The sequence below is a fragment of the Pedobacter polysacchareus genome, assembly GCF_019802255.1.
Lineage (GTDB): Bacteria > Bacteroidota > Bacteroidia > Sphingobacteriales > Sphingobacteriaceae > Pedobacter > Pedobacter polysacchareus.
Window position 1 is genome coordinate 490,605 of record NZ_JAHYSS010000006.1, and the last position, 12,309, is coordinate 502,913.

The window sequence follows — 12,309 nt, forward strand, 5'->3', positions numbered from 1 at the left end:
TTTTCTCTTGATTACCTATTTAATTAATGATTTGTGATAACCCTTTTTTTGGGCGAGGAGATAATTGTAGAGTAAGTCGTAAGACATCGCTTCTTTTAACCGCTGATCCGATGAAAAAAGCCTATTGGTAGACATATGGATGTAACTAGACAGCTGGCCATAGTGACTACTGATTTTTTTACTTTCAGTAGGCTTGAGCAAAGCAGCAAAGCTGGCCTGTCTGGCGGAAAAAATAGTATACAAGGCCTGATAAGCAGGATCATTTTCAGTGATTATACTATTGATCAAGGTATACTCATTCTTCAATTTTACATTCATCGACTTCAGAAAATCCTTATTCTCCAATCCAAATTCCACAAAGAAACCCGTCCTGATGGCCTTGCAAAAAGTCAGCATTTCCTCCAGCTCCATTCCAAAACCCATTAAATAGGCATGTATGTTTTTTATGGCGACGATCCAGGTGATGGAGTCTAAACCCTTTTTATTCAAATGCTTCAACAATTCTAAAATAGCCTTACTATCGAAAGCGAATATCATTTCCGTTTTATCGTAGGGAATCTGGGCGTAGCGATCCAGTTCCCGATGGTAAGTATCGTACTGTATTTTATATATAAATTTATTTTTAAGGTAGCTATCCAGACGCTGGTGAATCTTCGGCATCAGCAACTCATTCCCTTCCTTACGTACCCTTAGTCTAATATGAAATTCAGGATCTTCATAGCGTACAAAAAATGTAGGATCACCATCACTTTTTGATCCGAATAACATGGGATAAATCGATCCCAGCAACAGCTGCTGCCCAATTTTTCTACTACAATAAATCTTCAGGTATAAAAACTCGCCGCCAGGAAAAAATGATCTTTTATCCTTAATCTTTGGCGCTTTATAACCAATACTCCCTGTGCCTGAGCGTTCTGGTTCTTTCTTTTTTGCTAAATATGGAATCACCAGTTCATTAATAAAAGAATTACCTTCTGAATCTTTTAAAAAGGAATTTTCCGGTGTAGATAGGTACTCATGAAGTATTAAATAGGGATATTTCTTAAATTGCTTCATCAATATCAATAAACAGGCAGGATCCTCTATATCAAGCACCAATAGATTGTCACTATTTTGCCGAACTGAAATCCATTTTGGGAGTCCTAATGCAAAAAGCTTGTCCCTGAGCTTATCTGTCGGCTGGTCGGTTTGATCAAAGAACGACTTATCCAACTGAACTCTCCAGGTAGCCAGACTACAAATGATTTGCTGATCCAACACTACCCTTGGCAAAAAATTCAATTTTACAAGAGGTCCCCAATGCCAAAGCAAATTATTTTGCTGTTCTTGAAGCTGTACTTCCCCAAAAAAGCGATAAGCAGGATGTGCATGGGAGTTATTAAAATGATGGTTATTGGAAATTTTAGGAATAATCTCTTTTTTACTTTTTCTGCAGATCAGCTTGACATTGTTATTTACAACATTTACTAAAATTTCATCCATCTTAATCTGCTGATCCGGCCCGTGGCTGGACAACGATTCAATTGGTATCTCAAAATCCCTTGTCACCGTTCTGAAGTTAATATTTTCGATTCTAGAATTGGGAGTATGCAATACTTCAGCAACAATCTTATCCTTCATCAGCTCCTTTTCATGCTCAAAAATCTCTCTGCAAAGCGTTTCAATCTCTACATCAGAGACAGAAAAACGATTGATGGGACCACTTGCAGTATTGTACGCCGTATTAGAAAGCACGACTTCAAAATTACCCTGATTAATGGCCTCCGTACTTTTCCCTAACAAACTGCAGAAAACCGAATAAGTAGGTGGGAGCTTGATATCATGCACTGCAAACTCCTTCATTTCCTTAATAGTTAATTCCAGTACTTTTCCATTAACAGCACTTAATGCTGCTATTTTATTGAACAAAAAGATAGAAAAGTCATTAAATTGATGGTCTTCGAATGGACTGGAGCCTGGATTTGGTATATAAATTCCGTCGTAGCTTCCATCCACTTGAGGATCTAAGATATTGCCTACAGGAAAACCGAGGCCAATCTCTTCATCCAGGACTTCGGTAAGGGGAACAAATCTGTTCTCGTACCGTTGAGCAAAAACAGATTTGAAAGTTTCAAAATTCCTGGACCTATAATTTTCATTAATGGAGGCAGTCAGCTCAACAGCCGATCGAATTTTATCAATGACATTCGCACCAATGGAGCTATCGGAGAAAGAGCGTATGAAATTAACATGAAAAACTGAAGCACCGTTAACTTGGCAACCCAAACGTTCCAGATGATCTTCAATGGCACGTAATGTACGTTCGTTATTGTTCCAATCCTGTTTACGAATTTTATTAATTTCCTGATCTATAAAAGAGACCATACCTGGTTTATCCTCAGTAGCTCCTGATCTACCAAGATGATCCGCTATATAGGAAAAAAGTGTTTTTTTTGTGGAAGATGAACTATAGTTATTTAAAAGAATCTGGTTCGAAATTAAGCTGGAAATTAATGTCTCAATATCCTCTGGATCATAAATATCCGCAAACTCATTTTTTATATAATCGACGATGTCATGCTTACACTTTCCTTCAACAGAATAATTCAGCACTTTTTCTATTACCGGATTATGCTCCACTTTAGATACAGCAAACTTCTTATCCCCTTCCCTTTTTACAACCTCTATATATTTTAATTTATTAGCATGCAAGTAGATACTTGGATTCGGATAATAAATCAGATTGCTCAGCAAATCATCAGATTGCTGCAGGTTATAAGAAAGATCTGCTACAATACCATTGTCCAATTGAACGTGAATCCCTCCTTCAAAACCACCTGCACTTTCAGTTTCCTTATTTAAAGAAATAGTACCTACACTTGCCATCAAGCCATAAGGTGTCCCTCTTGAACACATTCTGGTATAGTACTTCACAAATGTTAACCAAACCTCCAGTAACTTTGAATATTCCAGGCCTTTTTCATTTTTATCAATAATATATTTCAATGTTTTTGTGAACGCTGGAGACGAAATATATAAAGCTTCTATGATTACAGGATTACACAGCAGTTTCAGGCGTTCAATGATGTGAATACCCGAAAGATCTGTTAATCTCAGATCTTGCAGGTTATTTATTCCAAGTAATGGGACTCTGATTACAGCTTTATCTAAATTTGTATGCATCTTTTAAATTTAATATGTCCGATACGGCCGTTAAACATTCAGCCTTATCCTGATAAGATCGACCAAGATTTAAAATAACAATATCATTGGTTTGGTATTTATGGCTTATGCTCTTTATTTTTTCCAGAAAAGAATTGGGTGTTTCTATCACACTCATATCATAAACTTCTTTGGACAATATGGATTTATAGAACTTTCTACATTCGCTTACTTTCTTGTGATCGTAACTGACAAAACATCCAATTGCAATGTTAATTTTAGGGATATGGCCGTTCTCATTCCTATCTTTCAATCTGTTCATTACATCGATTTCGGGGTCAAAATTGGCATTATGATGAAACAGCGTTTTTGAAACATTTACCGCTTGGTGATGCTGACAGGAAACGTAAGTTTTAATTGATGAAGTTAGGTGCCATAAATTTGGAGAAGAATTGATATGAATTCCCGGGGCCTTAGCTGTTCCATTAAAAAGGTCTATAAATTCTTGAAATATCTCTTGTGCCCCTCTTCTATCATTTGAGGAAAGCTGCTGCAAAACATCAGCTTTTATGCTTGGCGCAACCAAGCCCAAATCAATTCGATCAGGAAACATACGCGCTAGTAAATTGAAAGAATAAGATACGCGATGCGTAGAATGCTGCCTGATTAATATCCCCGCCACTCCTACAGCAATCCGCTTTGTTTTCAGGGCAATTGTAGGAATTAAAGGCTCAGGATTGCTAAATAGCGTATGATTAAGATAATGTTCACCCAGCCAAAATCTTTTAAACCCCAATTCTTCCGCTATTACCGCATAATTAAGGACCTCATGAACAGACTCGTTCGGATTGATCGTTTCTCCAAAATCAAGAACAGATAATTCTATTTCTTCTTTTAAAACCATAAAATTTTCTAATCTATCATCATGCAACTTTCCCATCCATGATTTGAATAGAAATCAGAAATTAAATGCAGGCCAATACCTGAATAACCATATAGAAAATCGAAAGCCTCCTCCTGCACTTCAGTAAGGCTTCGGAGCTGCCCAGATTCAAGATAGGTTCTGGTATAAGTTTTAGTTAATTCCTTCCAGGAACTAATTGCTTCCAAAACTAGAGGAGACTTATTGTAATGATAAATCTGCTGATATAAATGCGCGATTCCAGCGGAACCATGGCAAAGTGAAGGATCGAAGATCTTCTTATGATTAAGATCCAAGACACCTGATTGTTCAATTGAAACCTGGCAGCAATTCAAAGTAATTTCATCCGCCTTTTTACGATATCTTTCTTCATTTAGAATAGAAGAAGCCTTATACAAAGTATAGGCAATCACATTGTCACCATAGCACCAGCCCAATCGACCCATTTTTTTTAACCGGGCACGATCATCCTGTAATAAATTTACTGCCGGAGGAAACATAAATACACCTCTCCATTCCTTGGGAATTTCTTGAGAAAGCAACCAATTGACTGCTGGTCTTAGTAAGGATTCCGCCTGTGCCTTGATCTCTTTCGATTCAAACTTCTCCAGGACTGTACATAAGAAAGAAATGATCCCGGTAACGCCATGAGCCTGTCCGCAATCACTCAAAACAAGCCGTTCGTTATTTGGCTCATGCTGCTCATATTTCAAACGAACATCAACCCATGTGATACTTTCGTTATCGATTCTGACCCTATCCCTGGTTAAAGTAGCTAAAATCTCTCCTATGATTCCAGTTGTAAATTTACTTTCAGGTTTAGCTATAAAATACAGCCCTTTACCTATATAGCCGTACAATGGATCATATTTTGACACTGAAAAATCTTTACGCAGTGATTCAACAATTCTATTGTCAATTTCTTTTGTTAAAATATCTTTTAACATGACCGAATCTTTAAAAAGAATTTTATTTCGATATAAATGATTGATCACCCAATAGAAACCAGTCACCCCCCTACCATAACTGAAGTCGAGCTGATCTGGGTTTTGGTTAATAATTAATTCTATAGTATGCTCTATAAGACATTCCAGATCTTGTTTTACCTCCTCGTTTCTTGTCGAATTATACAAATAAGCTAAAAAAAGAATTTTACCCGAGGAACCTGTTAAAATTGATATGTCAAATGACTTTTTGTATCCTTTTACAATCCCAGCGTATATAGAATCAATTATTTTATCCATAAATGTTATTAAGAATTCATTAGAGCGGCATTAACTGAATCTCAGTACTGCTGTTGGCACTAGAACAGACCAGATAAAATTAGAAGACCGTCTTCAAATTGAAGACGGTCCGGTTAAATTAGCAACCTGAATAACCACCGCAACCAAATGGGTTAGCGGAACATAAAGTAATGCCTGATGAGTTTTCGTAAGGTTTAGTTGTTGTTGCTGGAGCAGCGATACCACCTAAAACTTTTGACAATGACTTTCTGTCAAGATTCGCAATCTCTTCCTTTTTGAAGGTTAGTTTTTTGAACTTTTTCATACTTATAGGGTTTATATTTAATTACTCCAAATTAGCAATTTTTATTTATTAAAGAATTATTTGAATAAAAAATTTCAAATAATTTAAAAAAACATCCAATAATAACCTTGTTGACGATAAAATTTGATAATCAACAAATTTATTTCTCTAAACAAACTTATTTACAATTACAATTTGTAACTTTCGTCACATTGATTGCTAAAAGGACACCAAATGTTAGTTAATTATAAAAACAAACAAGTATTTAACCACATACAGAAGATATTTAACTTAAGGTGATCTGCCTTATTTTGAAATTTCAAATAAAACATAGCTATTTTTAATTCTTACGCAGAATGATTTTTATAAGCGCTCAACCTGATGAATATTATTTTCTATGGCAATTGGAATTACAGATTTTCAATTTTAAAAACCTGAACATCGATCTGAACAATGTCCATATCTTAATTGGATACCATGAAGAAAAACAACTAAGTCTGGATTTTCAAGCCTTTAAAAAGAAATACAAAAAGCTTAAAATTTATGCCTACCCAGATACTAGAGAGAATAAAAACTACTTATCTTCTCTAAGGCCGCATATACTGACCAAACATTTTGAGCTATTTCCATGGTTATCAAATGAGGTATTCTTCTATCACGATTCTGACATCATATTTTCACGCCTACCCGATTTCAATTCCTTGATCAAAGGGGACACTTGGTATGTTTCTGATACCAGAGCCTACCTGGACAGCAATTACATTTTAGAAACAGCTGGTGAAAAGCTATTTCTGGAAATGTGCAATATCGTGGGCATCGCTCCCCAAACAGTGAAGGAGAATGACAGCCATGCTGGAGGCGCACAATATGTCATCAAAAATCCTACAGCCCACTTCTGGAGCAAACTGGAACTTGACTGCGAAAAAATATACGACTTGTTGTCCGATGCTGAAAAAAAGCTAAATAGAGAGGGTTTCGAGGAAAAACCATTCATTCAAAAATGGTGTACAGATATGTGGGCGATTTGGTGGAATGCGCTGCTTTACAACAAGAAATTTGAGATTCATCACGAAATGAGATTTTGCTGGGCAAACAGCCCGATAGCAGAATGGCACAACACAAACATCCTGCATTACACAGGAAGTTCGAAGCTGCAAAATGGAGCTACTTTTAGAAAAGGAGATTATCTTTTATACGCCCCTTTTCATGAGAAATTTGATACGATAGCCAAAGACAACTGCAGTTACCCACTAGTACAAATGATCAGGAGCTTCGCCAGGGAGAATTTAGTTAAAAAGATAAACCTTAAAGATGTTTCCTTTTTAATTCCTATAAAAATTGACTCCCCTGACCGACTGAAAAACATCTATGCCTCCACTTCATTTCTTAGTAAAAACTTCAAGACCAATATCATCGTCATGGAAGTAGACCAGACGCAAAAAATTGATCCTAAAGACCTGCCTGAGGCCGTTGTTTATATTTTTAAAAAAACTGACAATCCTAGATTATTCAGAACTCAGGTGAATAATGAAATGATAAAAATGTCAAACTCCAAATTTATAGCCCTTTACGATGCTGATGTGATCATTCCAGTAAAGCAAATGAACAAAGCCGTAAAAATTCTCAGGGAAGGCCATCATAAAATTGTTTCACCCTATGATGGAAGCTTTTTAAACATGGACCTTTTGCTGAAAGAAATGTTCCTGAAATTCCAGGACGATGCCTTTCTGGAAGTCAATAAATATAAAGGCGGAGCATCTAGTAAACGTTCATTCGGAGGCTGTATATTACTGGATAAAGCTGCTTATATCGCAGCGGGCATGGAAAATGAAAATTTAACTTCATGGGGACCAGACGACATTGAAAGAGTCAAAAGAATGCAAATTCTGGGGCATAAAACCATACGTCTTAAAGGAAACCTCTTTCACCTTCATCACGAAAGAAAAACCGACAGTAAGTACAACAATATGACGGATTATGAGAACCTGATGATGGAATATCTTCATGTTTCAGGACTAAACAAAAATGAATTATTGAATCATATAGAAAATTGGGAATGGACAAAGAATTAAACAAGCTGAAACAAAAAGATTTAGTCGAAATTCTATCCGATTTAAAAGAATATTTAAGCAATGCAAAAGGGTCCGGATTATATGAAGGACTAATGGGAGCCTGTATATGCTACTTCATTTTATCAGAAGTCACTGCTGAGCAGAAATACACTAAACAAGCAAAGAAACTGCTTGCAAAAATTCAGCAATCCATACCCAATATAGACGACTTTGGTTTTGCAGAAGGCCTGGCAGGAATTGGCTGGGGAGTAGAGTGGCTGGTTCAGAACAAATTCATAAAAACCAACACAGACCTGGTATTAGAAGATCTGGACGATGTCCTTTATGGATCAGTAGTCTATTCAAAAGATACCTCCCCATCTCTCGCAGATGGCAGTATCGGAAAAGCACTCTATTTTCTATACAGAATGCAAGCAAATAACCCCCAAAATAACAGGTATAGATTTGTCTGTAATCTGGAATGCCTGATTCTCTTATCCGATGAGATCTCAGAAAAATTAACAGATAAAAATACAGGGATCACACAAAAAAATCCCGCTCAGATGATGGATGCTGAACTGAGGGAAATTGCACAAGGTTTGATACTGATGCTACGCCTTAAAGACAAAAAAATCAATACCGAAACTACGATGGAAACAATAAAGGCTATCCTATTATTTCTTGAAAAATACATGCTCCTGCATGCCCAGGAGGATCCTTCCTTACCTAAAGGACCTGGCTTTTTATCCCTGATCCTTGCTTATCAGTTATCCGCTGAAATTCTTGAAAAAACAACTTTCAGCAGCCAATCCATTTCCGTTAAAGAATATTTAGCACATGCCGGTTTTACTTCAGATACCATTATCAATCTCATTTCCGAGAAAAGTTTCAGAAATGCCAATGGCAGCACTGCACAGCAGGCAACAATAGCTGGCAGTAGATTTTTGGAAATCCTGCAAAACATCAATTCAATAAAGAATACAAGTTATGGTTACGAGGCCTTTATGCTAAAATAAAATATTTGGTTATTAGCGTTTTTTTAATCGAACTTTCTAATCATATACCTTTAATTATAAAAAATATCTTGAATTTTAAATAGTATGTTAGATAAACACTAAAGACACTATATCATAACTTTGAAAAAATTCCCTCATTATAAACAACACGATCAAATGGACTGCGGACCAACCTGCATCCGAATGATCGCTAAATATTACGGCCGTAACTATTCCTTACAGCGTTTGAGAGAGATTTCTGGATTAAACCGGGAGGGCGTTTCCCTTTTGGGGATCAGTGAAGCTGCCGAAAAGATTGGATTCCGCACCAACGGGGCAAGGCTTAGCGTAAACATGTTACAGCAAGTAGAACTCCCCTGTATCCTTCACTGGCAGCAAAGGCATTTTGTAGTCCTATATAAAATCAGCGCAAAATCCTCTTCCAAAAAAATCTATCACATTTCAGACCCTGAAAAAGGACTGATTGAATATACGGAGACTGAATTTTTAAAAAATTGGACCAGCACACAAAATAACGGCTATTCCGAAGGCATTGCTTTATTGCTATCTCCTGCGCCAGAATTTTATGACCAGGGAGGAGATCCTAATAAAGGACTTGACCTGACCTACATGCTTCGTTACCTGTTCAACTACAAAAAACTGATCCTTCAACTTTTTGTTGGACTGGCGGTAGGAAGCTTACTTCAGTTGATCGTTCCATTTTTAACACAATCGGTGGTTGACATTGGAATCAACACCCGCAACCTGAACTTCGTATACATAATACTCATTGCCCAGACCATGCTTTTTCTAGGCAGAATGAGTGTAGACTTTATTCGGGGCTGGATTTTACTCCACATCACCACACGGATCAACATCTCCATCCTGACCGACTTCCTCATCAAGATGATGAAGTTACCGATGAGTTTCTTTGAGACCAAAATGACCGGTGATATCATGCAGCGAATGAATGACCAGGGTAGAATCCAGACTTTTCTGACGGGCTCCTCACTAAACACGGTCTTCTCTTTGTTTAACCTTATCGTTTTTGCCTTTGTACTGGCCTATTACAACATGAGTATTTTCATGGTATTCCTGGTCAGCAGTGTCTTATATAGCCTTTGGGTGATCTTCTTTTTAAAGAAGCGTCGTGAACTGGATTTCAAACGTTTCGATATCTCCTCAGAAAACCAAAGTAATATTGTACAGTTGATTGGCGGGATGCAGGAGATCAAACTCAACAATTGTGAGCAACAGAAACGATGGGAATGGGAAAGAATCCAGGCAGGTCTTTTCAAGCTCAGTATGAAAAGCCTAGCACTTGGGCAATACCAGCAGTTTGGCACTTTCTTCATCAACGAAGGTAAAAATATCCTGATCACTTTTATGGTGGCAAAATTGGTCATAGACGGACAGCTCACTCTTGGTGCAATGATGGCCATCCAGTATATTGTGGGCCAGCTGAATAGTCCTATAGAGCAGCTTCTTAGTTTCCTGCAACAATTCCAGGATGCAAAAATCAGTTTAGAGCGACTCAATGAGATCCATGAAATGCAGGATGAAGAACCATTGGAAAAAACTTTCATCACCGAGCTCCCTCTAAGTAAAACCATTTGTCTGCATAATATGAGTTTCACCTATCCAGGTGCAGGAAATGAACCGGTTCTGGAACACATCAACATGGTCATTCCTGAAGGTAAAACCACTGCGATAGTAGGCATGAGCGGCAGTGGAAAGACCACGATTTTAAAGCTATTACTCCGATTCTATGAACCTCAAAAAGGAGAAATTAGAGTCGGCAGTAGTCACCTAACACAAATCGGCTACCGATTTTGGCGCGGCAAATGCGGAATAGTGATGCAGGATGGTTTTATCTTTTCCGACACCATTGCCAGAAACATTGCTGTGGGAGATGAATACCCTGACATGCTGAAACTGATGCACGCCATTGAAGTGGCCAACATCAGAGATTTCATAGAAGAATTACCATTAGGCTTAAATACAAAAATCGGAGCAGCGGGAAACGGCATTAGTCAGGGCCAGCGACAGCGGATACTGATTGCCAGAGCCGTCTACAAAGACCCGGAATACATCTTCTTTGATGAGGCAACTAATGCTTTGGATGCCAATAATGAAAAGGTGATCATGGAAAATCTTGATGCCTTTTTTAAAGGAAAAACGGTAGTCGTGGTAGCCCACCGACTGAGCACTGTAAAAAATGCTGACAACATCATTGTACTGGACAAGGGAATCATCATAGAGCAGGGTACACATCAGGAATTAGTAAATTCTAATGGGGAATACTACCAACTAGTCAAAAATCAATTGGAATTAGGGGTATAACATGGAAAAGAAAGAAGAAGAGACATTAACAAACAAGGATGCTCAGTTCGGTGAGTTAGAGCTGAACAGTGAAGAAATACACGAGATCATTACAGCTGTTCCTTCCTGGATACTCAGATGGGGCATTACGCTGGTCTTTGGAATCCTTTTGTCCATCGTTTTAGCCTCTGCCTTTATCCAATACCCTGATGTAATCAAGACCAACCTCAAGATAAATTCACTAAATGCTCCGAAGTCCGTAATGGTAAAACAGACCGGAAAAATCGTTGCGCTATTGGTTAAGGAGGGCGCAGTAGTCAGTCAATATCAACCTTTAGCTTTTATGGAAAGTACAGCGAGCCATAACGATGTGCTGCAGCTGCACAAAGAACTATCAGCCCGAAGTACTGCCCTAAATAATAACGGAACATTTGTAAACCTGAATTTAACGAATTTGAACCTTGGTGAATTGCAGGCTGCTTATCAAAACTTTTATCAGCAATACCTGCAATATGTTTCCGCACAAAATGGCGGTTACTACCTGAACAGGAGGATTTATCTGGAACAGGACCTGAAAGAAATCGAGAAAATAAAACAGCAGATCATTAGCCAGCAAAAAATACAGGAAATGGAATATGCTAATGTGGAACATGAATTTGAATCCTACAAAAAGCTGTACCAAAAAGGGGTGGTTTCTACCAGCGAATACAAACAACAAGAGAATAAATATTTGTCGGGCAAATATCCATTGCAGCAGAGCGCAACGGCTTTATTGAACAACAACACAAACTATGCAGCCAAACAAAAAGAAATCCTCGAACTGGAACACACGATACAGGAAGAACGGGTCAAATTTGTGCAGTCACTAAACAATATGTTAACCGAGACCGATGGCTGGATCAACCAACATATTTTAAGGGCACCAGTAGCAGGAAAAGTAAGCTATGCAGGTATCGTACAGGAAAATCAAATGGTCAACAGCGGACAGGAGTTATTCATGATCAACCCCTCAAATACAGATTTCTTTGGGGAAGTCTATATTCCTCAGTACAACATGGGGAAAATACGGATCGGTCAGCGTACCTTGGTTAAAATGAGAAGTTTTCCATTTGAGCAGTATGGACTCATCAGAGGTAAACTGAACTATATTTCTGATGTCGCTTTTAAAGACAGTGTATTTATTGCTAAGATTAGCCTCGAACAATTTGAAAACAAAGATCCGGAGCATAAAATTGTGTTGAAAAACGGAATGCAGGCCGATGCCGAGATCATTACAGAAGAAAGCTCTCTTTTGCAAAGATTTTTGAGGAACATCACTAAAATGTTGAATAGTAATTGATTTAAAAAACTA

8 protein-coding genes are annotated in these 12,309 nt (G+C 37.8%); 4 read left to right on the plus strand and 4 right to left on the minus strand.

Annotated elements, in window-relative coordinates; genetic code table 11:
- Positions 1–15: 15 nt before the first annotated feature.
- The 4 genes from K7X70_RS19625 to K7X70_RS19640 form a co-directional block, all read right to left on the minus strand.
- Positions 16–3,162, minus strand: a complete 3,147-nt coding sequence (locus tag K7X70_RS19625; protein ID WP_222538666.1) for a lantibiotic dehydratase — start codon at positions 3,160–3,162, stop codon at positions 16–18.
- Positions 3,143–4,081 (minus strand): LLM class flavin-dependent oxidoreductase, encoded by a 939-nt coding sequence (locus tag K7X70_RS19630; protein ID WP_222538667.1) that lies wholly within the window; start codon positions 4,079–4,081, stop codon positions 3,143–3,145. Before K7X70_RS19630 ends, K7X70_RS19625 begins: the two co-directional genes overlap by 20 nt.
- Positions 4,054–5,307 carry a lanthionine synthetase LanC family protein gene (locus tag K7X70_RS19635; RefSeq protein ID WP_222538668.1) on the minus strand — a complete coding sequence of 418 codons (1,254 nt, stop codon included), beginning with the start codon at positions 5,305–5,307 and terminating at the stop codon, positions 4,054–4,056. The genes K7X70_RS19630 and K7X70_RS19635 overlap by 28 nt, the downstream gene beginning before the upstream one ends.
- Before the next feature lie 118 nt (positions 5,308–5,425).
- A complete protein-coding gene (locus tag K7X70_RS19640) occupies positions 5,426–5,611 on the minus strand; it encodes a class I lanthipeptide (protein ID WP_222538669.1) in 186 nt (61 codons plus the stop codon).
- A 335-nt stretch (positions 5,612–5,946) separates the two neighbouring features.
- On the opposite strand from K7X70_RS19640, the gene K7X70_RS19645 reads away from it, so the two are divergent.
- The 4 genes from K7X70_RS19645 to K7X70_RS19660 all read left to right on the plus strand — a co-directional run bounded on the left by K7X70_RS19645 (position 5,947) and on the right by K7X70_RS19660 (position 12,297).
- Positions 5,947–7,662, plus strand: a complete 1,716-nt coding sequence (locus tag K7X70_RS19645; RefSeq protein ID WP_222538670.1) for a glycosyltransferase family protein — start codon at positions 5,947–5,949, stop codon at positions 7,660–7,662.
- Positions 7,647–8,657 (plus strand): lanthionine synthetase LanC family protein, encoded by a 1,011-nt coding sequence (locus K7X70_RS19650; RefSeq protein ID WP_222538671.1) that lies wholly within the window; start codon positions 7,647–7,649, stop codon positions 8,655–8,657. Before K7X70_RS19645 ends, K7X70_RS19650 begins: the two co-directional genes overlap by 16 nt.
- A 120-nt stretch (positions 8,658–8,777) precedes the next feature.
- Positions 8,778–10,979: a peptidase domain-containing ABC transporter gene (locus K7X70_RS19655; protein ID WP_222538672.1), complete on the plus strand. Its 2,202-nt coding sequence runs from the start codon at positions 8,778–8,780 to the stop codon at positions 10,977–10,979.
- Between the two features lies 1 nt (position 10,980).
- A complete protein-coding gene (locus K7X70_RS19660; RefSeq protein WP_222538673.1) occupies positions 10,981–12,297 on the plus strand; it encodes a beta-barrel domain-containing protein in 1,317 nt (438 codons plus the stop codon).
- Positions 12,298–12,309: the final 12 nt, after the last annotated feature.

Bases quoted from the DNA above. Each gene is read 5' to 3' on its own strand.
- K7X70_RS19635 (WP_222538668.1), bottom strand. From the start codon at position 5,307: ATGGATAAAATAATTGATTCTATATACGCTGGGATTGTAAAAGGATAC.
- K7X70_RS19625 (WP_222538666.1), bottom strand. From the start codon at position 3,162: ATGCATACAAATTTAGATAAAGCTGTAATCAGAGTCCCATTACTTGGA.
- K7X70_RS19645 (WP_222538670.1), top strand. From the start codon at position 5,947: ATGATTTTTATAAGCGCTCAACCTGATGAATATTATTTTCTATGGCAA.
- K7X70_RS19650 (WP_222538671.1), top strand. From the start codon at position 7,647: ATGGACAAAGAATTAAACAAGCTGAAACAAAAAGATTTAGTCGAAATT.
- K7X70_RS19640 (WP_222538669.1), bottom strand. From the start codon at position 5,611: ATGAAAAAGTTCAAAAAACTAACCTTCAAAAAGGAAGAGATTGCGAAT.
- K7X70_RS19630 (WP_222538667.1), bottom strand. From the start codon at position 4,081: ATGGGAAAGTTGCATGATGATAGATTAGAAAATTTTATGGTTTTAAAA.
- K7X70_RS19660 (WP_222538673.1), top strand. From the start codon at position 10,981: ATGGAAAAGAAAGAAGAAGAGACATTAACAAACAAGGATGCTCAGTTC.